The 21762-nt window shown below is 60.8% G+C and carries 18 protein-coding genes and 2 tRNA genes; 5 read left to right on the forward strand and 15 right to left on the reverse strand.

Features of this window, described 5'->3' with window-relative positions; genetic code table 11:
* Positions 1-127: 127 nt before the first annotated feature.
* The 5 genes from IAE33_RS19270 to IAE33_RS19290 form a co-directional block, all read right to left on the reverse strand.
* The gene (locus tag IAE33_RS19270; RefSeq protein WP_028631812.1) at positions 128-844 is read right to left on the reverse strand and encodes an ABC transporter ATP-binding protein; all 717 of its coding nucleotides are present in this window, start codon (positions 842-844) and stop codon (positions 128-130) included.
* A complete protein-coding gene (locus tag IAE33_RS19275) occupies positions 841-1716 on the reverse strand; it encodes an ABC transporter ATP-binding protein (RefSeq protein WP_028631813.1) in 876 nt (291 codons plus the stop codon). Before IAE33_RS19275 ends, IAE33_RS19270 begins: the two co-directional genes overlap by 4 nt.
* Positions 1713-3014 carry a high-affinity branched-chain amino acid ABC transporter permease LivM gene (livM, locus tag IAE33_RS19280; protein WP_201164684.1) on the reverse strand — a complete coding sequence of 434 codons (1302 nt, stop codon included), beginning with the start codon at positions 3012-3014 and terminating at the stop codon, positions 1713-1715. The genes IAE33_RS19275 and livM overlap by 4 nt, the downstream gene beginning before the upstream one ends.
* A gap of 2 nt (positions 3015-3016) precedes the next feature.
* Positions 3017-3931: an ABC transporter permease subunit gene (locus tag IAE33_RS19285; protein ID WP_028631815.1), complete on the reverse strand. Its 915-nt coding sequence runs from the start codon at positions 3929-3931 to the stop codon at positions 3017-3019.
* A 157-nt stretch (positions 3932-4088) separates the two neighbouring features.
* On the reverse strand, positions 4089-5225 hold the full coding sequence (locus IAE33_RS19290) for a branched-chain amino acid ABC transporter substrate-binding protein (protein ID WP_060480676.1): 1137 nt from the start codon (positions 5223-5225) through the stop codon (positions 4089-4091).
* A 389-nt stretch (positions 5226-5614) separates the two neighbouring features.
* Here IAE33_RS19290 and pncB point away from each other — a divergent pair, with 389 nt between their 5' ends.
* Both pncB and nadE read left to right on the forward strand, forming a co-directional pair.
* Positions 5615-6820 (forward strand): nicotinate phosphoribosyltransferase, encoded by a 1206-nt coding sequence (pncB, locus tag IAE33_RS19295; protein ID WP_060480677.1) that lies wholly within the window; start codon positions 5615-5617, stop codon positions 6818-6820.
* 3 nt (positions 6821-6823) lie between these two features.
* Positions 6824-7651, forward strand: coding sequence for an ammonia-dependent NAD(+) synthetase (gene nadE / locus IAE33_RS19300; protein ID WP_201164685.1), 828 nt, complete (start codon positions 6824-6826; stop codon positions 7649-7651).
* A 54-nt stretch (positions 7652-7705) separates the two neighbouring features.
* On the opposite strand, the gene azu is transcribed toward nadE, so the two are convergent.
* The 10 genes from azu to rnr all read right to left on the reverse strand — a co-directional run bounded on the left by azu (position 7706) and on the right by rnr (position 20005).
* The gene (azu, locus tag IAE33_RS19305) at positions 7706-8155 is read right to left on the reverse strand and encodes an azurin (RefSeq protein ID WP_028631819.1); all 450 of its coding nucleotides are present in this window, start codon (positions 8153-8155) and stop codon (positions 7706-7708) included.
* Positions 8156-8499: 344 nt separating this feature from the next.
* Positions 8500-10806, reverse strand: a complete 2307-nt coding sequence (locus IAE33_RS19310; RefSeq protein ID WP_201164686.1) for a YgiQ family radical SAM protein — start codon at positions 10804-10806, stop codon at positions 8500-8502.
* Between the two features lie 218 nt (positions 10807-11024).
* Positions 11025-12422 (reverse strand): replicative DNA helicase, encoded by a 1398-nt coding sequence (dnaB, locus tag IAE33_RS19315; protein ID WP_028631821.1) that lies wholly within the window; start codon positions 12420-12422, stop codon positions 11025-11027.
* A 113-nt stretch (positions 12423-12535) separates the two neighbouring features.
* Positions 12536-12982 carry a 50S ribosomal protein L9 gene (rplI, locus tag IAE33_RS19320; protein WP_028631822.1) on the reverse strand — a complete coding sequence of 149 codons (447 nt, stop codon included), beginning with the start codon at positions 12980-12982 and terminating at the stop codon, positions 12536-12538.
* 20 nt (positions 12983-13002) lie between these two features.
* A complete protein-coding gene (locus IAE33_RS19325; RefSeq protein ID WP_201164687.1) occupies positions 13003-13866 on the reverse strand; it encodes a hypothetical protein in 864 nt (287 codons plus the stop codon).
* Between the two features lie 33 nt (positions 13867-13899).
* Positions 13900-14130 (reverse strand): 30S ribosomal protein S18, encoded by a 231-nt coding sequence (gene rpsR / locus IAE33_RS19330; protein ID WP_003249563.1) that lies wholly within the window; start codon positions 14128-14130, stop codon positions 13900-13902.
* A 28-nt stretch (positions 14131-14158) separates the two neighbouring features.
* Positions 14159-14584, reverse strand: coding sequence for a 30S ribosomal protein S6 (gene rpsF / locus IAE33_RS19335; protein WP_013974420.1), 426 nt, complete (start codon positions 14582-14584; stop codon positions 14159-14161).
* Positions 14585-14939: 355 nt separating this feature from the next.
* Positions 14940-16400 (reverse strand): metallophosphoesterase family protein, encoded by a 1461-nt coding sequence (locus IAE33_RS19340; RefSeq protein ID WP_201164688.1) that lies wholly within the window; start codon positions 16398-16400, stop codon positions 14940-14942.
* Between the two features lie 282 nt (positions 16401-16682).
* The gene (rlmB, locus tag IAE33_RS19345) at positions 16683-17429 is read right to left on the reverse strand and encodes a 23S rRNA (guanosine(2251)-2'-O)-methyltransferase RlmB (protein WP_028631824.1); all 747 of its coding nucleotides are present in this window, start codon (positions 17427-17429) and stop codon (positions 16683-16685) included.
* Entirely contained in the window at positions 17426-20005 is a 2580-nt protein-coding gene (gene rnr / locus IAE33_RS19350; RefSeq protein WP_201164689.1) for a ribonuclease R, read from the reverse strand. The genes rlmB and rnr overlap by 4 nt, the downstream gene beginning before the upstream one ends.
* Positions 20006-20275: 270 nt before the next feature.
* On the opposite strand from rnr, the gene IAE33_RS19355 reads away from it, so the two are divergent.
* From IAE33_RS19355 to IAE33_RS19365, 3 genes are all read left to right on the forward strand, one after another.
* Positions 20276-20362: transfer RNA gene (locus IAE33_RS19355), tRNA-Leu, on the forward strand.
* An 86-nt stretch (positions 20363-20448) separates the two neighbouring features.
* Positions 20449-20535 (forward strand) — tRNA-Leu (locus tag IAE33_RS19360).
* A gap of 126 nt (positions 20536-20661) precedes the next feature.
* Positions 20662-21684, forward strand: a complete 1023-nt coding sequence (locus IAE33_RS19365) for a methyltransferase domain-containing protein (protein WP_201164690.1) — start codon at positions 20662-20664, stop codon at positions 21682-21684.
* Positions 21685-21762: the final 78 nt, after the last annotated feature.

Consider the following 21762-nt stretch of genomic DNA (forward strand, 5'->3'; position numbering starts at 1 on the left):
GCGGCGCATCGCGAGCTTTGCTCGCTCCTACGTTTGTTTCGGGCCAATTATGCCGGGGGCGTTTGTGCGCGAACGCCTTTGCGCAGGGCGCGATATCGTGCCGTACGAACCAGGCAGGCGCCGCCGCTCAGTGCCCACCCAGGTAGGCGCTGCGCACCTCTTCGTTCACCAACAACTCCTGCCCCGTCCCGGTCATGCGGATTTGCCCGTTGACCATCACATAGGCGCGGTCCGACAGTTTCAGCGCATGGTTGGCGTTCTGCTCCACCAGAAAAATAGTCATCCCGGTCTTGGCCAGCTCACGCAGGGTGGCGAAAATCTGCTTGACCACGATCGGCGCCAGCCCCAGCGAAGGCTCGTCCAGCAGCAGCAACTTCGGCCGGCTCATCAGTGCGCGGGCAATTGCCAGCATCTGCTGCTCGCCCCCGGACATGGTCATGGCACGCTGGTTGCGCCGCTCCTTGAGGCGCGGGAACAATTCGTACATGCGCTGCATGTCCTCGTCGGCGTGCTTGTCGCCGATGGGGATGGTGCCCATCATCAGGTTTTCTTCCACGCTCATGTCCGGGAACACCCGCCGCCCCTCCGGGGATTGGGCAATGCCGTTGGCCGCGATGTAGTGCGTGGACTTGCGGGTGATGTCCGTCCCCCGGTAAATGATCTGCCCGGCAGCGGCGCGCGGTTGGCCAAAGATCGACATCAACAAGGTGGATTTACCCGCCCCGTTGGCGCCAATCAGGCTCACCGTCTCACCTTCATCGATGTGCATGGACACTTGCTTGAGGGCTTGGATCGGGCCGTAGAACACGTCCAGGTCACGCAGTTCGAGAATGGGTGCAGTCATACCAGTTCCTCTTCGTCGGCACCCAGGTAGGCAGCGATCACGGTCGGGTTGTTGCGGATATCCTGCGGGGCGCCTTCGGCGATCACGTTGCCGTGGTCCAGCACGACGATATGGTCGGAAATGCTCATGACCATGCCCATGTCGTGCTCGATCAGCACCACCGTGATGTCGTGCTCGTCACGCAGCACCCGCACCATACGGCTGAGCGCCTCGGTTTCCTGCGGGTTCAGGCCGGCCGCAGGCTCGTCCAGGCAGATCACCTTGGGCCGCGTGCACATGGCCCGGGCAATCTCCAGGCGCCGCTGCTGGCCGTACGACAGCTCGCCAGCCAGGCGGTTGGCACAATCAACCAGGTCGACCACCTCCAACCAGTAGAAGGCGTGGTCCAGTGCATCGCTCTCGGACTTGCGGTACGCCTTGGTGTTGAGCACCCCGGCCAGCAGGTTGCGGTTTACCCACATGTGCTGCGCCACCAGCAGGTTCTCGATGACCGACATCTCCTTGAACAGGCGGATGTTCTGGAACGTACGGGCCAGGCCTGCGCGGTTCACCAGGTGTGTGCCACCGAACATCTTGTAGTAGAGACGGCTGGCGAAACGGGACGGGGAGACAAAATCCGCCGCCTGGAAGCTCTCGCCCAGCAACTGGATAACATTGGTGTGGCCGCCCCGCACGTTCAGCTCTATGCGCCCGCCGCTGGGCTTGTAGAAGCCGGTAAGGCAGTTGAAAACCGTGGTCTTGCCGGCGCCATTGGGGCCGATCAGGGCGAAGATCTGGTTGCGCCTGACCTTCAGGCTGACGTCGCTGAGCGCCTTGATGCCACCAAACTGCATCATCAGGTTATCCACAGACAAAATGATTTCGTCGCTCATGGCGCCACTCCTTTACGCGGGGTCACACCGGTACGGCTGATGCGAATCAGGCCCCGCGGTCGCCAGATCATCATCAGCACCATCAGCACGCCGAACAGCAGCACCCGGTATTCCGAGAAGCTGCGCAGCAGCTCGGGGGCGACGGTGAGCACGAAGGCCGCGATGACCACGCCCACGGTCGAACCCATGCCGCCCAGCACGACGATGGCCAGAATGAGCGCCGACTCGAAGAAGGTAAACGAAGACGGGTTGACGAAGCCCTGGTAGGTGGCGAAAAACACTCCGGCAAGGCCTGCAGTCGATGCGCCCAGGGTGAAGGCCGACAGCTTGACCAGCACATGGTTGAGCCCCATGGAACGGCAGGCGATCTCGTCCTCGCGCAGCGCTTCCCAGGCCCGCCCAACCGGCATCCGGGTCAGCCGGTGCTTGATGTAGAGCACCGCCAGCACGACCAGAAACAGCACCCCATAAATGAACACGAACTTGAGGTTGGCGTTGTAATCGAAGCCGAAGAACTCGTGAATCGGCACGCCGCCGTCCTTGGCACGCCGCCCGAACTCCAGGCCGAAGAAGGTCGGCGAAGGCGCCGGCATGCCGTTGGGCCCGCCCGTGAACGACAACCAGTTGTTCAGTACCAGGCGGATGATTTCACCAAAGCCCAGGGTGACGATGGCCAGGTAGTCGCCGTGCATGCGTAACACCGGGAACCCCAGGATGCACCCAGCCAACGCAGCGGCGATGGCCGCAAGCGGCAGTACGCTCCAGAAGCCCAGCCCCAGGTACTGGTAACCCAGCGCCAGGCCATAGGCGCCGATGGCGTAGAACGCCACGTAGCCCAGGTCGAGGAGGCCTGCCAGGCCCACCACGATGTTCAAACCAAGGCCCAGCAAAACGTAGATCAGCCCCAGGATGACTACGGTCAGCAGGTACTTGTTGGCAAAGATGGGGAACACGATGGCGATGATCACCAGCGCCGGGATGATGTAGCGCAGGCGCGACTTGTAGTCCGGTGCGTTGACATGCACGCCCGAGCCACCGCTGTCGAAGCCCTGCAGCATGCGCCGGCCAGCGGCGGTCTGCAGGTACAGGCTGAGCAGAAAGCGCCCCACCATCACCCCGCCAACCAGCCAGGCCACACGGCGCGGCTCGGCGTTGAAACTGTAGCCATCGAGCACCACGCCCACTACCGGGCCAAACACGATCAGCGCCAGCAGCCCTGCGACCAGGGTTTCCAGCAGGCTGCGCTTCAGGTCGAAACCCTTGGTTTCGGAAACAGAGGCAATTTTGGTAACGGACATGATCACACCTTAGCCACGAGTGGGCGACCCAGCAGGCCTTGAGGGCGGAAGATAAGGATGAGCACCAGCAGCGAGAAGCTGAATACGTCCTTGTAGTCCGAGTTGATCAGCCCCGAGAACAGCGATTCGGAAATCCCCAGGATGATGCCGCCAAGCATCGCCCCCGGCAGCGAGCCGATGCCGCCGAGCACGGCAGCGGTAAATGCCTTGATGCCGATGATGAAGCCTGCATAGAAGTCGAAGGTGCCGTAGTTCATGGTGATCAGCACACCGGCCAGCGCGGCCATCACCGCACCGATCACGAATACGTAGGAAATCACCCGGTCGGTGTTGATCCCCAGAATCGACGCCATCTTGCGGTCCTGCTGGGTGGCACGGCACATGCGTCCAAGCTTGGTGTACTTGATGACATAGGTCAGCAGGCCCATGCCGACGAACGCAGCCACCAGGATGAAGATCTTGGTGTAGGTCAATTGTACGAAGCCACTGCCCACATCGACGCGCCAGGCGCCCTCGAGCAACGTCGGTACACCCTGCTGGCGGGCGCCCTGGCTGATCTGCGCGTAGTTTTGCAGGATGAGCGAAATGCCGATGGCACTGATCAGCGGTGCCAGGCGGGTGGAGTTACGCAGGGGTTTATAGGCGATGCGCTCGATGGTGAAGCCATACACCCCGGTGACCACGATGGTGAACAACAGCGTGCCCAGCATCAACAGGGGGAAGGATTCGATACCGAAGTAAGCCAGCAATGCCAGGCTGATCGCCGCCAGGTAAGCGGAGATCATGTACACCTCGCCGTGCGCGAAGTTGATCATGCCGATGATGCCATAGACCATTGTGTAGCCGATGGCGATCAGGCCATAGACCGACCCAAGGGTCAGGCCATTGACCAGTTGCTGCAGGAAAATACCATCCATAACGCAATCTCACCTGATGGAGACTGCACGGGCGCCGCCCACGGCGGGCCCGGGTCAAGGCGGCCCTCGCAGTGCAGACCCGTGCAGGTCTACGAATAAAGACAGGTACCGCAGGGGCCTGGGCCCAGGGCGTGTGCACCTGGGCCTTGGGCCGTTGTTATTGTTGTTTTTCCAGCTGGTGGTACTTGCCGTCCTTATCCCACTGGTAGACCACGTAGTCGGACACCGTCAGGTCGCCCTTGCTGTCCCACTTCTTCTCACCCATCACGGTCTGCACCGGGTTGGCTTTCAGCCACTTGGCGGCGTCCTCGCCCTTGTTCGACTTGGCGCCGTTGAACGCCGCTGCCAACGCCTGCAGCGAGGCATAGGCATACAGGGTGTAGCCTTCAGGCTCGGTGCCGGCCTTGCGGAATGCTTCCACCACCGCCTTGCTGTCCGGCAGCAGGCGCGGGTCGGCGCCGAAGGTCATGTACACGCCATCGACGTACTGCGCGCCGCCAGCAGTAGACACCAGCTCGTCGGTGACGATGCCGTCGTCAGACATGAACTTCACGTCCTTCAGGCCCTGCTCGCGCAGTTGCCGAACCAGCGGCCCGGCCTCTGGGTGAAGGCCGCCGAAGTACACCACGTCGGCGCCCACGGAGCGGATCTTGGTGACCACGGCGCTGAAGTCTTTCTCGCCACGGGTCAGGCCTTCATACAGCACCGGTTTCACGCCGCGCTTTTCCAGCTGCGCCTTGGTCGCGTCGGCCAGGCCCTGCCCGTAGGTGTCCTTGTCGTGCAACACCGCCACCTTCTTGCCCTTGAGCACATCGACGATGTAGTTGCCCGCGACCACGCCCTGCTGGTCGTCCCGGCCGCACATGCGGAACATGGCAGAAAGGCCACGCTCGGTGACCTGCGGGTTGGTCGAGCCGGGGGTGATGGCGATCACGCCTGCTTCGTCATACACCTCCGAAGCCGGGATGGTGTTGGACGAGCAGAAATGGCCGACCACGCCAATGACCTTGTCCTGGTCCACCAACCGGTTGGCCACGGCCACGGCCTGCTTGGGTTCGCAGGCATCATCGCCCTTCACCAGCACGATCTTCTCGCCGTTCACGCCACCTGCCGCGTTGATCTTGTCGGCGGCGGCCTGGGCCCCCTTCATGTACTGCTCGCCAAACGCTGCGTTCGCCCCGGTCATCGGGCCCGCGACACCGATCTTCACGTCGGCCTGAACATACGAAGAAACACCCAGTGCCGTGGCGACGGCCAGGGCCAGAAAACCTTTCTTGTAAAACGTCTGCGACATGAGGTGGTGCTCCTGAATTTTTTTTGGTTGGCACTACAACGACTCAGCCCTGTCCTCCGAGCAAGGGCCGTGCCATCAGTTTTACATCGCTGTTAAACACTTCGTTTAACGGACGTGCCAGCGTGGCATGGCCTTTTGTTACTGAGCGTGCAACCGTCTGCGACGCGCAAGGCGCCACCCTCATCCAGCAACCAGGGCAACCCGACCCTGCCATCATTGCAACCCTGCGCCACACCACCGTGCAACCCGCCTGTAACAAACAACGTCACCGAACTGCACACACGTGGTGCGCGACTGCTACAGCCGGCACCGTTTCAAGGCTGGCCGAAACATCAAAGTGAAAAGGCTGGCACAATGGCCGCCATTCGCCGTTTCTGGAGTCACCCCTGATGAGCGAGAGCGCATTCGCCGAGCGCATCGTGCATAACCTGCTCGACACCGATTTCTACAAACTCACCATGATGCAGGCTGTGTTGCACAACTACCCGGATGCCGACGTGGAATGGGAGTTCCGCTGCCGCAATGGCGAGGACCTGCGCCCGTACCTTGGCGAAATCCGTCAGCAGCTCGAACGGCTCAGCGACCTGACCCTGGATGACGGGCAGTTGGGCTTTCTGGAACGCATCAGCTTTCTGAAGCCGGACTTTCTGCGGTTTCTGCGGTTGTTCCGCTTCAACCTGCGCTACGTACAACTGGGCATCGAGGACGATCAGCTGTGCCTGCGCCTCAAAGGCCCCTGGCTGCATGTGATTCTGTTCGAAGTCCCGCTGCTGGCCATCATCAGCGAGGTCCGTAACCGCCACCTGCACCCGCACATGCGGCTGTCGGAGGCACGCGACCAGCTCTATCGCAAATTCGACTGGCTCAATGCCAATGCCAGCGGTGACGAGCTGGCCGAGATGCAGGTCGCCGACTTCGGCACCCGCCGGCGCTTTTCCAGCCGCGTGCAACAGGAGGTGGTGCGGGTGCTGCGCGACGACTTCCCGGCCCGCTTCGTGGGCACCAGCAACGTCGACCTGGCCTGGAAGCTGGATATCAAACCCCTGGGCACCATGGCCCACGAATGGATCATGGCCCATCAGCAGCTCGGCCCCCGGCTGATCGACAGCCAGATCGCCGCACTGGACTGCTGGGTGCGGGAGTACCGCGGGTTGCTGGGCATCGCCCTGACCGACTGCGTCACCATGGACGCCTTCCTTGGTGATTTCGACCTGTATTTCGCCAAGCTCTTCGACGGCCTGCGCCATGACTCCGGCGAGCCGGTGGCCTGGGCGGAAAAAGCCATCGCCCACTACCAGCACCTGGGCATCGACCCGATGACCAAGACCCTGGTGTTCTCCGATGGCCTGGACCTGCCCCGGGCGCTGCAAATCTTCCGTGCGCTGCGCGGTCGCATCAACGTAAGCTTTGGTATCGGCACCAACCTGACATGCGACATCCCGGGGGTAGCGCCGATGAGCATCGTGCTCAAGATGACCGACTGCAACGGCGCCCCGGTGGCGAAGATTTCCGACGAGGCGGCCAAGACCCAGTGCCGCGACCCGAATTTCGTCGCCTACTTGCGTCATGTATTCAAAGTCCCCAGCAAGGAGTAACCCATGCAAGCGGTTCAACAGGAAATTGCCCAGGCCCTGAAGGTACAGCCGCCGTTCGCCGACGCCGCTGCCCTGGACGCCGAAGTCGCCCGGCGTGTGGCGTTCATCAAGGGCTGCCTGGCCAACGCCCGCCTCAAGACCCTGGTGCTGGGCATCAGCGGCGGTGTCGACTCACTCACCGCTGCACTGCTCGCCCAGCGCGCCATCAACGAGCTGCGTGCAGAAACCGGCGACAAGGCCTACACCTTCATCGCCGTACGCCTGCCCTACCACGTCCAGCACGATGAGCATGACGCCCAGGCCTGCCTGGAAGTGATCAAGGCCGACGAAGTACACACCGTCGACATCGCCCCTGCGGTGAAGGCACTGGCCGCCGAAGTGGTCGAGCTGAAGGCCGGTTCGCCCACCCTTGTGGACTTCGTGGTCGGCAACGTCAAGGCACGTACGCGCATGGTGGCGCAGTACACCATTGCCGGCGCCCGTGCGGGGCTGGTGATCGGTACCGACCACGCCGCCGAAGCGGTAATGGGCTTCTTTACCAAATTTGGTGACGGTGCCTGCGACCTGGCCCCGTTGAGCGGCCTGGTGAAGCGCCAGGTACGGGCGATTGCGCGCAGCTTCGGGGCGCCCGACTCACTGGTGGAGAAGGTGCCAACGGCTGACCTGGAAGACCTGGAACCGGGCAAGCCGGACGAAGCGTCGCACGGTGTGACATACCAGCAGATCGACGACTTCCTGCAGGGGCAACCCATCGATCAGGCGGCGTTCGACATCATCGTCGCCAACTACCGCAAGACCCAGCACAAGCGCGAGCTGCCGTTTGCGCCGTAACAATGCAATGGGGCCGCAAAGCGGCCCCAATGACACGTACCCACGCGCTTTAGATCACTTGACGACAACCTTGCCCTTCATCATCGAGATGTGGCCAGGGAAGGTGCAGAAGAAGCTGTAGTCACCGCCGGCATCCAGCTTGGAGGTGTCAAACTTGATCTCGGTTTCTTTCTCAGGCGCACCAATCATCTTGGTGTGGGCAATGATCGCGGCGTTGTCGGCCTTGATGTAGTCCTTCTCCAGGCCCTGGCTCATGCCTTCGGTCGCAATGCCCTGCATGTCGGCAGTCTTGCTGATGACCAGGTTATGGCCCATGACGTTCTTCGGCAGGTTGCCGGAGTGCGTCAGTTTTACCGTGAACTCCTTGCAGCTCTTGTCGACGGTAATTTCCTTGGTGTTGTACGACATCTGGTCGGTGGAATCGACAGTCACCGAACACTCGGCTGCGAAGACAGAGGCGCTGGCGAGGGTCAGCAGGGATACCGCTACAGCTTTCGCAAACATCATGAATCTCCTTGGCAGGGTTTTATCAATTGCGAGACTGCCTTAAACCGTTCAGCCCCTCGCTGATGTGGGTCAAGGGGGTGTCAATAGGCCAGGCAGTTGAATTGTTCAATGGATTGTATACAACCAATCTAAGGGCACATCATGCCCCTTTATTAGACGATGGGACAACCACTCATTTAGGAGCAATACCAAATGCCCATGTCCAGCCTCATCAACAGCCTGCTCGCCGCTTACGCACACGCAGCCACCGGGGCGATCTGCGAATTCTCGCGCCCGGAATAACAACTGATTGAAGGATTCACAGTGTTGCGGGGCCGCCAGGCGGCCCCGAACGAGGTCGACTAGCGCGGGATGACCGGCTGACGCGGTTTCTTGCCCTTGCCCGCTTTACCACCTTTGCCTGCATCCTTGCGCTCTTTGGCGGCTTGCTGGTTGCGCGCGAATGCTTCGGCCTTGGCCTTTTCTCGCTTGTCCCAAGGCTTGCTGCCATCACTGGCACGCGGCGGCAGGCCGGTGTGCTGGGTCAGCACCTTCTGCTCCTTGGCCACCTTGTGGCTACCTGCAGGCGTGGAGTTCTTGCGCCGAGCACTCTGGTAGGTGTCCGATTGCGGCTGGTGCAGGGGGATCAGCTGGTGCTTGCCCGGGCCGATCAGGTCGGCGCGGCCCATGCGCTCCAGCGCCTCACGCAACATCGGCCAACCCTTGGGGTCGTGATAGCGCAAAAATGCCTTGTGCAGCCGGCGCTGCTCGTCGCTCTTGACGATATCCACGCCTTCGCTCTTGTAGGTCACCTTGCGCAGCGGGTTCTTGCCCGAATGGTACATGGCCGTGGCCGAGGCCATCGGCGAGGGGTAGAACGCCTGCACCTGATCGGCACGGAAGCCGTTGCCCTTGAGCCACAGGGCCAGGTTCATCATGTCTTCATCGGTGGTGCCTGGGTGCGCGGCGATGAAGTACGGGATCAGGTACTGCTCCTTGCCCGCTTCTTTCGAGAACTTCTCGAACATGCGCTTGAAGCGGTCGTAGGTGCCGATACCGGGCTTCATCATCTTGTCCAGCGGGCCACGCTCGGTGTGCTCCGGGGCAATCTTGAGGTAACCGCCCACGTGGTGGGTGACCAGCTCCTTCACGTATTCCGGCGACTCGACCGCCAGGTCGTAGCGCAGGCCCGAGGCAATCAGGATTTTCTTCACACCTGGCAAGGCACGGGCCTTGCGGTACAGCTCGATCAACGAGCTATGGTCGGTGTTAAGGTTCTCGCAGATACCGGGGAACACGCACGACGGCTTGCGGCAGTGCTTTTCGATGTCCGGGCTTTTACAGGCGATGCGGTACATGTTGGCGGTCGGGCCGCCCAGGTCAGACACCACGCCGGTGAAGCCAGGCACCTTGTCGCGCATTTCTTCGATCTCGTGGAGGATCGACTCGTGCGAACGGTTCTGGATGATCCGGCCTTCGTGCTCGGTGATCGAGCAGAAGGTGCAGCCGCCAAAGCAGCCGCGCATGATGTTCACCGAGAAACGGATCATCTCGTAGGCCGGAATGCGCTCCTTGCCGTAGGCAGGGTGCGGCACACGCGCATACGGCATGCCGAACACGTAGTCCATTTCTTCGGTGCTCATGGGAATGGGTGGCGGGTTGAACCACACATCCACTTCGCCGTGTTTTTGCACCAGGGCGCGGGCGTTGCCGGGGTTGGTCTCCAGGTGCAGCACACGGTTGGCGTGGGCGTACAGCACCGGGTCGTTGCGCACTTTCTCGAACGAAGGCAGGCGGATCACCGACTTGTCGCGGGTCATGCGCGGGCTGTCGAGAATCTGCACCACCTTGGCTTCGTTCGGGTCTTCCTGGTCACCTTTGGCCTGCTCGATGGCGCAGGCCTGGGTGTCCTGGGTATTCACGTAGGGGTTGATGATCTTGTCGACACGGCCCGGGCGGTCGATGCGGGTGGAGTCGATCTCGTACCAGCCTTGCGGGGTATCGCGGCGCACGAACGCGGTGCCACGTACGTCGGTGATGGTGTCGATGCGCTCGCCATTGGACAGGCGCTGGGCGACTTCGACCACGGCCCGCTCGGCGTTGCCGAACAGCAGGATGTCGGCGCTGGCGTCGATCAGGATCGAGTGGCGGACCTTGTCCTGCCAGTAGTCGTAATGCGCGATACGGCGCAGCGAGGCCTCGATGCCGCCCAGCACGATCGGCACGTGCTTGTAGGCTTCCTTGCAGCGCTGGCTGTACACCAGGCTGGCTCGGTCAGGGCGGCTGCCGGCCAGCCCGCCCGGGGTGTAGGCGTCATCGGAGCGGATTTTCTTGTCTGCGGTATAGCGGTTGATCATCGAGTCCATGTTGCCGGCGGCCACCCCGAAGAACAGGTTCGGCTCGCCCAGCTTCATGAAGTCGTCTTTGGACTGCCAGTTCGGCTGGGCAATGATGCCCACGCGGAAGCCCTGGGCCTCCAGCAGGCGGCCGATGATGGCCATGCCGAACGACGGGTGGTCGACGTAGGCATCCCCGGTCACGATGATGATGTCGCAGGAATCCCAGCCGAGCAGATCCATCTCCTCCCTGCTCATTGGCAGGAAAGGTGCTGGCCCGAAGCATTCGGCCCAGTACTTGGGATAGTCGTAGAGTGGTTTGGCTGCTTGCATGTCAGTGACCGGTTCTGGTGTGCAGGAAAATCGCGGGCGCGAAATATAGCACAAATTTTAACCAAGTCCGACTGGAATCGTAGGGGATAGGTGGGTTGCGCGACAGTTGGTGTAAAGGCCCGCCGTGGTGATAGCTTCGCTTGTCAGATCGAGCGCCGCCCTCGCGGCGCTTGAACTCAACAACACTGAAACTGCCAAGGCGAACGCCTGGTCGAGCCTTACTCGTCGTCGTCGAAGTTATACATCCCCGGCGCCAGGTTCTCGAAGCGGGTGTATTTACCAATAAACGCCAGCCGCACAAAACCAATCGGCCCGTTACGCTGTTTACCGATGATGATTTCCGCCACGCCCTTGTGCTCGGTTTCGGGGTGGTACACCTCGTCACGGTAGACGAACATGATCACGTCGGCGTCCTGCTCGATTGCACCGGATTCACGCAAGTCGGAGTTCACCGGGCGTTTGTTCGGGCGCTGCTCCAGGGATCGGTTCAGCTGGGAGAGCGCGATGACCGGGCAGTTGAACTCCTTCGCCAGCGCTTTCAGCGAGCGGGAGATCTCGGAAATTTCGTTGGTACGGTTGTCACCGGCCGACCCCGGGATCTGCATCAGCTGCAGGTAGTCGACCATGATCAGGGCAATTTCGCCGTGTTCGCGGGCCAGGCGCCGCGTACGCGCACGCATCTCCGATGGGCTGATGCCGGCGGTATCGTCGATGAACAGCTTGCGGTCGTTGAGCAGGTTCACAGCCGAGGTCAGGCGCGGCCAGTCATCATCGTCCAGCTGCCCGGAACGCACCTTGGTCTGGTCGATACGGCCAAGCGACGACAGCATACGCATGACCAGCGATTCGCCTGGCATCTCCAGCGAGAACACCAGCACTGCCTTGTCGGTACGCAGCACCGCGTTTTCAACAAGGTTCATGGCGAAGGTGGTTTTACCCATGGAGGGTCGACCCGCAACGATGACCAGGTCGGCCGGCTGCAGGCCGCTGGTTTTCCCGTCCAGGTCGGTAAAGCCGGTTGATACCCCGGTGATATCGCTGTCGGAGTTGAACAGTGTGTCGATACGGTCGATGGCCTTGGTCAACAGCTCGTTGACACCCACCGGGCCACCGGTCTTGGGCCGCGCCTCGGCGATCTGGAAGATCTGCCGCTCGGCATCGTCGAGAATTTCCGCGGCATCGCGCCCCTGCGGGTTGAACGCGTTGTCGGCAATGTCGGTACTGATGCTGATCAGCTGGCGCAGCGTGGCCCGCTCGCGAATGATCGCGGCGTACGCCTTGATGTTGGCCACCGACGGCGTGTTCTTGGCCAGTTCGGCGAGGTACGCCAAGCCACCCACCTGCGTGGAAAGGCCTTCCTTGTCCAGCTGCTCGTGCAGGGTCACCACGTCGAATGGCTGGTTGGCGTCGGCCAACTTGTGCACGGCACGGAAGATCAAACGGTGGTCATGCCGATAGAAGTCGCCATCCGACACCTGGTCCAGCACCCGCTCCCAGGCATTGTTGTCCAGCATCAGGCCACCGAGCACGGCCTGTTCGGCCTCGATGGAATGCGGCGGCACCTTCAGGGCTGCGGTTTGCAGGTCAAGCTGTTCGGAGGAAGTGATCTCGTTCATGTCCACGGAAGAATGCTGGAGGATTAGAAACACAAAGGGCACGGCCTGTCGAAGACAGGACCGTGCCCGATGTTAACCGGCTGACACCTGACGGGCCAGCCGGTCAGCGCAGCTTAGGCAGCTACGACGACCACACGTACGGTGGCTTCAACGTCGCTGTGCAGGTGCACGGCTACGTCGTATTCGCCAACCTGACGGATGGTGCCGTTCGGCAGACGCACTTCAGCTTTGGCCACTTCAACGCCAGAGGCGGTCAGGGCGTCAGCGATGTCGTGGGTGCCGATCGAACCGAACAGCTTGCCTTCGTCGCCAGCGGTGGCAGTGATGGTCACTTCCAGCTCGGCCAGTTGGGCAGCGCGGCTTTCAGCCGAAGCTTTCTTGTCAGCGGCTGCTTTTTCCAGCTCGGCGCGACGCTCTTCGAACGCAGCCAGGTTGGCGGCGGTCGCAGCGGTGGCCTTGCCGAATGGCAGCAGGTAGTTACGGCCGTAGCCAGCCTTAACATTTACTTTGTCGCCCAGGTTACCCAGGTTGGCGACTTTTTCCAGCAGGATCAGTTCCATTTGGTAAAACCTCTTAACTTTTAACCTTCACCGTTCGCGGAGTCATTCCCCTTGGGGGACTTGCGACCGCGAAAATCAATCAGGCTGTCGACAATGGCCAAAACCACCAGCAACGGATAAATCAGCTGCATGATCAGCGGCAACGTCACGTAGATCCCCACCAGCCAGAAACCAGCCAGTCGGCCCTGTGCCACGAGCCCATGCATCAACGCGATGCCGGCCAGCACCAGTACCAGGCTCGAAGCCGATGCCAGGATGATGAACTGCGGCCCGATGAACGGAGCCACCACCATCACTGCCACCAAGACCGCCATGGTCTGTTTCGACAACTTCAGTGCGCGAAATTCGCGACCGAAGCCTCCAGGGTTGTACAACGCTGCCTGCCAATAACGCGCCAGCACCAAAGCCAGCACGCAGAACAATTGCACCGTCACGGCTGTGGAAGCGACCAGCACAGGGCGGATCGTTTCGCCGGAGAGCACCGGTTGCCCCTCGACTTGCGGCATGGCGTCGGAAAACGCCTTGGCCAGCGCATCGAAGGTCGGGGCCAGCGCCAGATCGAGCACGTGGCTGAAAACCACGGCGAACACGGCGCTGACCACCAGAACCCGGCTCCAGGAATGCTCGGCACGCAACATGGCGGCCAAGGCCAGGGCACCGGCGATCACCATGAAGGTGATCGGATCGCCCATGACCCACACGGCCAGCCCGGCGAGCAAGCCGCCGGCGATGACCGTTGTAGCATCCTTGAAACCCCGCCGCAGCAGCACAAGGCTGCCGGCAGCGGCACTCAACCAGAACAGCAGCGGCAGTACCGCGCTGATGACCACCACGAGGGTGGCCTGCACACGACCGCGCATGATGAAACTTGCTAACGCTCGCATGCTAATCCCTTACTGCTTGTCGACGACCCGGTCTCAGCGGCCGTGGCTGTCGGTGTAGGGCAGCAGGGCCAGGAAGCGGGCGCGCTTGATAGCGGTAGCCAGCTGACGCTGATAACGAGCTTTGGTACCGGTGATACGGCTTGGAACGATCTTGCCGGTTTCGGATACGTAAGCTTTCAGGGTGTTGAGATCTTTGAAGTCGATCTCTTTCACGTCTTCAGCAGTGAAGCGGCAGAATTTACGACGACGGAAGAAACGTGCCATTTAATAGGCTCCTCTAAAGGTCCGTGGATTACTCGTCAGCGTTATCGCTGGAGTCGCTGTCATTGCTGTCGTCGCCATCGGCGGACTCGGCATGCTCAGGACGCTCGCGACGCTCACGGCGCTCGCTGCGGTTTTCTTCAGCCTTCAGCATCTCGGACTGACCGGTAACGGCTTCGTCACGACGGATGACCAGGTTACGGATAACGGCATCGTTGTAGCGGAAGTTGTCTTCCAGCTCGGCCAGGGCCTTGCCAGTGCACTCAACGTTCAGCATCACGTAGTGAGCCTTGTGAACATTGTTGATTGCGTAGGCCAGTTGACGACGGCCCCAGTCTTCCAGGCGGTGGATCTTGCCACCATCTTCTTCGATCAGCTTGGTGTAACGCTCAACCATGCCGCCGACTTGCTCGCTCTGGTCCGGGTGAACCAGGAAGATGATTTCGTAATGACGCATGAATGCTCCTTACGGGTTAGTAGTCTGCCAGCGAATCTGGTCAGACAAGGAGTGAATGACACTGTATGTCTTGCACGGTGGGGAGGCACATGCGCGCCTGCCAGGTCGGCAAGGGGCGCAATTGTAGAGAAGGCCGCGCGTACAAGCAAGGTGATGGTGATTATTTGAACAGCCAGGCGTGAGCTGCGATGAGATAGGGACTGGGAGCTCACGCTCCGACACCAAACGCTGGCTTGATCGCTGGAGCGACGATGTCGCCGTCCACTCTCCGCCCGCCTGCCGGGAAACTGGCCCATCCTGGTGGAGAGACCAGTGCCTCGATCCTGTGCAGCTAGAAGCTCAGCACCCCGCCAGCTCATAGGCCGAGCGAAATGGTATAAAAGCCCTGAGATGCCAAGCCCCACCCACTGCGCTTGAGCCCCTCAGGCAAAGGATTCAAGTTTTGAAACTGAGGAATGGAAAAGTCACCTCGGTAATCCCCGCCATAGCAGCGTCTGGTCCCCGTCCCTGAAAGGCATAACTGCCCCATGCTAGGCATATACCCGCGCACTTTCATCGACATATAATAATTGTTGGCTTGACGAGGGCATTTCGATCTGTCAATCCACGTTTTATCGGCCCCAGGCAGCACATAGAGCGAGCAGGCCTCACCGGTGTATGAATGCCCCCTGAAGAGTTCAACGTGCAGCGAATTATTCGGAGGGGGTGGCGCAGGCCCAAAGCGGACGAACGATTCGCCTGCATCTGCAGTATTTACGACATTCTTGACGTGAAGGATATTCTCGTGCCAATCAAAATACAGGGCAAGGTAGGACCGGTCGAGCAGCGCCCCCGTTTGAAAAACAGGCACTTTCCCAATCGTCGTTTTACGGCCAATTTGTCTATGAAGATGCCCCGCAAACACTGCGATCACCCCCGTCTCTTCTATGAGGGCCTTGAAGGCACCGGTCTGCACTTGCGGATCCTTCCAACCTGTTCGTTTGTGCAAATTTACAATACTGACCTGACCTCGGCGTTTGGCATCGCGCAAATCTGCACTTAGCCAATTCATGGAATTTTCGATATCGAAATAAATGGGGAAATCGAGAGTGCCACCCTCAAACTGTCTCGTGTACGTAGGCTCGAGATTCAACTGCACAATGTGCAGCTTCCCCACATCGAATGAATACGAGAGGGACCCGGTATGTTTTGAGGGGGCCCCGCCGCCAGAGGTGAACCGGTGATCGAAATTGACCCCCCGCGATTTACTCTGGATTGTCTGGACCCACGCAATATGGTCACACACCGCATCGCGAGCACACCCGTTATTGGTGCAATCATTTACATTTTGATCGTAATCATGGTTACCCAATCCAGGCAAAATCAATGGCCCGGGTTTCAACGAGGGGGCCATCTTGAAGCGCTCCTGCACCGCGCTTCGCTCCTTACCATGCCCGAAGTCGGTTATATCGCCATTGATGATAAGGGGAACATACGCATCCCCCTGCCGCTGGATGCGTAAACTGGCCATGTAGCTTTCACCCAACACCGCCTTCCATTTTTTTTCATCCCTGGATTCATCATAGGGATTTCGGCTAGTGACTACACGAAACGCTTGGGGATCCGATGCGATGATTACTTTTTGCAACTGACCCGGGACTGGCGTCTGCCAGTCACCGGCTATGTAGGAGGCATAGTTGTCAGTGTCCGTTTGCGGGCAACCACTTACCCTGCCTAACGGCTCAGTGGTTGCGCTGGCCGCAACAGCCTGACCAGGTACCAGCGCAGAGAGCAACGACACTGTACAAAAGATTTTCCACGTGTTCGAAACCCGCATGATGCACATCTCCCATTCATTCCCAACGGCCCTTACCCGAAAGCAAACAGGGGCGGCCAGATAGACGCATGGGTAATTAGTACAAGCAGATGGAGAGCCCCTCAACTGGCAAAACTGCCAGGTGTAAACGAAGGATGTTTCCAACCATGCAGCTATAATCGGACACAGGCGGCACCACCCCTCAACCCACTAATGAAGGCACCCGGTAACACGCGACTAGCGTTGAAGACCAAGTGCCTTACATGCTGGAGAATGGATACAAGCAAGAGCCGACCGGGAATATCAGCGCTTGGCCTGGCGCTGACGCACGGCTTCGAACAGGCAAACCCCGGTGGCCACCGACACATTCAGGCTGCTGACACTGCCGCCCATCGGCAACTTGACCAGGAAATCACAATGCTCACGGGTCAGGCGGCGCATGCCCCTGCCCTCTGCGCCCATGATCATCACCAGCGGGCCGGTCAGGTCCTGCTGGTAGATTTCCTGCTCGGCCTCACCGGCGGTACCCACGACCCACAAACCGCGTTGCTGCAGTTTCTCGAGCGTGCGCGCCAAATTGGTTACAGCTACCAGCGGGATCACCTCTGCGGCCCCACAGGCCACCTTGCGCACCACAGGCGTCAGGGTGGCGGACTTGTCCTTGGGCACCACCACCGCCGTCGCACCGGCCGCATCGGCAGTGCGCAGGCAGGCACCCAGGTTGTGCGGGTCGGTCACACCATCGAGCACCAGGATCAGCGGCGGGGTTTCGGTGCGCTCGAGCAACTCTTCGAGCATCAACTCACCCCACACCTGGCTAGGGCTCACCTCGGCGACCACGCCCTGGTGAACGCCCTCGACCCAGGCATCAAGTTCGCGGCGCTCGGCCTGGCCGACCGCCACGCGGTTGTCGGCAGCCAGCGCCAGCAGGGCCTGCAGGCGCGGCTCGCTGCGCCCTTCCGACAGCCAGATCTGCTTGACCCGCTTCGGATGGTGCTGCAGCAGTGCCTGCACGGCATGCACGCCGTAGATTTTTTCCAGCTGACTCATGACTTGCTCTTGCTCTTGCGTTGGGTACCGGACTTCGACGGGCCTTTACGGTGCTTGGTGGGCTTGCCGGTGGCCTTGCTGCCCTTGTCGGACTTGCCACTGGCACTACCGCCGCTGCGGGCCTCGGTCATCAACGCCTTTTTCATTTCGCGGCTTTTGCGCACTTCGCTGTTGCGCTGTACGGCGTCCTTGGGGAAGTACGCTTCGGCGGTTTCGCTCTTGCGGCTACGCGGCTTCGGTGTGGCCTTGGCTTCCACCGGTTGCGCCTGCTCGGCGGGGGCGCCGGCAGGGGCTGCGCCACGCTGCTTGCGGCCAATCGGCGCGGCCAGGGTCTTGTCGGCCACCTCGAAGTCGATCTTGCGCTCGTCCAGGTCGACGCGCATGACCTTCACCTCGATGGTGTCACCCAGGCGGAAGCTGCGGCCGGTGCGCTCGCCGGACAGGCGGTGGTGCACAGGGTCGAAGTGGTAGTAGTCGCCCGGCAGTGCGCTGACGTGCACCAGCCCTTCCACATAGATGTCAGTCAGCTCGACGAACAGGCCAAAGCCCGTCACCGCCGTGATCACACCCGGGAAGGTTTCGCCCACACGGTCCTTCATGAACTCGCACTTGAGCCAGTTGACCACGTCACGGGTCGCTTCATCGGCCCGGCGTTCGGTCATCGAGCACTGCTCACCCAACTGCTCGAGGGTGTTCTCGTCGTACGGGTAAATGCGCGCTTTGGGGATGCTCATGGCGCCGGCACGCTTGACGTGCGGGGTATCCACCTTGGAGCGGATGATGCTGCGGATGGCGCGGTGCACCAACAGGTCGGGGTAACGGCGAATCGGCGAGGTGAAGTGGGTGTACGCCTCGTAGTTCAGGCCGAAATGGCCGTTGTTGTCGGTGCTGTACACCGCCTGGCTCAATGAGCGCAGCATCACCGTCTGGATCAGGTGGAAGTCCGGGCGCTCGGCGATGCTCGCCAGCAGGGCCTGGTAATCCTTCGGCGACGGGTCCTTGCCCTTGTGCAGCGACAGGCCCAGCTCGCCCAGGAAGGCGCGCAGTTTTTCCAGCCGCTCCGGCGGCGGGCCGTCGTGCACGCGGTACAGGGCCGGCACGCCATGCTTCTGCAGGAACTCGGCAGTGGCCACGTTGGCAGCCAGCATGCACTCTTCGATCAGCTTGTGCGCATCGTTACGCACAGTGGGGCGAATTTCCGCGATTTTGCGCTCTTCGCCGAAGATGATGCGGGTTTCCTGGGTTTCGAAGTCGATGGCACCGCGGGTATGGCGGGCATCCAGAAGCACCTTGTACAGGTTGTAGAGGTTCTTCAGGTCTGGCACGACCGCCTTGTATTCCTCGCGCAGGGCTTTGCCTTCACGGGTGCGGGAATGCTCGAGCATGCTGCTGACCTTGTTGTAGGTCAGGCGGGCATGGGAATGGATCACCCCTTCATAGAACTGGTAGTCGACCATCTGCCCAGCCTTGTTCATGGTCATTTCGCACACCATGGCCAAGCGATCGACATGCGGGTTCAGTGAGCAGAGGCCGTTGGACAGCTCCTCCGGCAGCATCGGCACCACACGCTCCGGGAAGTACACCGAGTTACCCCGCTGCTGGGCTTCCACATCCAGGGCGGAACCCAGGCGAACGTAACTGGAGACGTCGGCGATGGCCACGTACAGGCGCCAGCCACCGGAGAACATGCGCAGCTTGCCCAATGGCTCGCAATACACGGCATCGTCGAAGTCGCGGGCATCTTCGCCGTCGATGGTGACGAACGGCAGATGGCGCAGGTCAACGCGCTTCTCCTTGTCCTTCTCCTCGACTTCGGAGCGGAACTTGCGCGCCTCCTTGATCACGTCCTGGGGCCAGACGTGGGGGATATCGTAGCTGCGCAGGGCAACGTCGATTTCCATGCCTGGGGCCATGTAGTTACCGATGACCTCCACCACGTCGCCTTGCGGCTGGAAGCGCGGGGTTGGCCAGTGGGTGATCTTGATCTCGACGAACTGGCCGATTTTTGCCCCGCCGTTACGCCCCGCCGTTACCAGCACTTCCTGCTGGATCTTGGGGTTGTCGGGGGTCACGTAGCCGATGCCGCCTTCTTCGAAATAGCGGCCCACCACGCTTTCGTGGCCTCGGGAAATGACTTCGACCAGCACGCCTTCGCGCCGGCCGCGGCGGTCGACGCCCGAGACACGGGCAAGGCCGCGGTCGCCGTCGAACACCAGGCGCATCTGCGAGGGGCTGAGGAACAGGTCTTCGCTACCGTCATCGGGGATGAGGAAGCCAAAGCCATCGCGGTGGCCGGACACGCGGCCGCAGATCAGGTCCAGCTTGTCCACCGGGGCATAAGTGCCGCGCCGGGTATAGATAAGCTGGCCATCGCGCTCCATGGCCCGCAGGCGCCGGCGCAGGGCTTCGATCTGGTCTTCTTCGTGCAGACCGAACTCTGCCGCCAGCTCCTCGCGTGCGGCCGGTTCGCCACGGTCGGCGAGGCGCTGCAGGATCAGCTCACGGCTGGGAATGGGGTTGTCGTATTTTTCCGCTTCGCGAGCGGCCTCGGGATCGAGGGATTGCCAATCGGCCATCAGAAGGGGTTCACCTTGGGGTATATAGATAGGAATTCTGGCATAGGCGTATTGAAACCGGAAATGTCAGCCTTGGACAGCCCCAGTGGCGTGTCCGGCAAACGGGAATAGGCTCGTGAAATCAACAAGTTGAATTTTTTGAGATTTTTTTTGATCGGGGGCTTTACAGCCCTCGGAGGCATCCGTATAGTGCGCACCACAACGACGGACAACCCCGCAGTTGTAGTAGAGATGAACGGCGCTGTAAAGCATCTTTTATCTCGAATGTGTGCCCAGGTGGCGGAATTGGTAGACGCGCTGGTTTCAGGTATCAGTGACTTAACGGTCGTGGAAGTTCGAGTCTTCTCCTGGGCACCAAGATTTTCAAGTAATAGATGACCAAGGATCTGTTACTACTGTGTGAAGCGAACAATAGTCGCCTTCACCAGACGATGTAAAGCTTTGCCCAGGTGGCGGAATTGGTAGACGCGCTGGTTTCAGGTATCAGTGACTTAACGGTCGTGGAAGTTCGAGTCTTCTCCTGGGCACCATACAAAAACCCACTAGCTTGCTAGTGGGTTTTTTCTTGCCTGCTGGTTTTGTAATGTCCAGCCGGATTTGCAATATAGAATCATTCTCATCTAGCATCTGGCTTTCTCTCATGGAGCGAGCCTGCGATGAGCATGGACCTGACTACCCCTCACCCGCTTCAAGCCTGCTGGGACCTGCAACTGGCAGGCCTGGCCGCCGACGCCCTGCGCACGGCACTCACGGTTGAACTGTTCGATCACCTGCAGCACTTCACTGCCCCCGCGCAATTGGCCAAGGCGCTGGACCTTGAGCCCTTCAACACGGGCTACCTGCTGGAAATGCTCTGGGCCCAAGGGCTGCTGGAACGTGATGAGCAAGGCAACCAGTACCGCAATGGCGACACAGCCCGCCGTTACCTGAGCCGCAGCGCGCATGATTACTGCGGTGACGCCCTGCTGTTTCGACACCAGGTACTGCGCCAGGCAGGCGCGCCCCTGGAGCAGGCGCTACGTAACGGCCTGCCGCCGGCTACAGCGCCCGGCCCAGAGATGGCTCGCCGCTGGGCAGAGGCAGCGCGGGTGCAGATCGCCCAGGAGCAGCAAGCGGTGACAGCCGACGTTGCGTGCCAGTTGGTCGACCGGCTGCCGCACGCCACGCGCCTGAAACACATGCTGGACCTGGGCGGCGGGCCAGGCCTGGTTGCCATCGCCCTCGTTGAACGGTTCACGGCATTGCAGGGCACGGTGTTCGACTTCGCCGAAACCGCCGCCGTTGCCCAGGACAATATTCTGCGCGCCGGGCTGGAGAAGCGCCTGAATATCATTGGTGGTGATCTGGACCATGACGGGTTTGGCAGTGGCTATGACCTGATCTGGTGCTCGTCGGTGTTCCACTTCGCCCGTGACCTCGATGGGCTGATACGCCGACTTCATACGGCGCTCAACCCCGGCGGTGTGCTGATGTGCTGCCACGCCGAAGTGCCACGCAACCGGCACACGGCAGCGCGGGTACTGCCTTATTACCTGCATATGCGCATGCAAGGGCGGCATGTATTGCCAGCCGGCGAACTGGCGCAGCGGCTGCGCAATGCCGGGTTCGTGGATGTTCGCCAGGAGGATGGCCTGAGGTACCCGGTGGCGCCGGTGACGGCAGTGGTTGCCTGTAGGTGATGGCAGCACCCAACCATGAATTTCTTCTCACGTGGCCACTTGAGAAACGATTTCGTTTACCATTGTTTCCAAATATGT

The sequence above is a fragment of the Pseudomonas sp. S60 genome, assembly GCF_016647865.1.
Classification (GTDB): Bacteria; Pseudomonadota; Gammaproteobacteria; order Pseudomonadales; family Pseudomonadaceae; genus Aquipseudomonas; species Aquipseudomonas parafulva.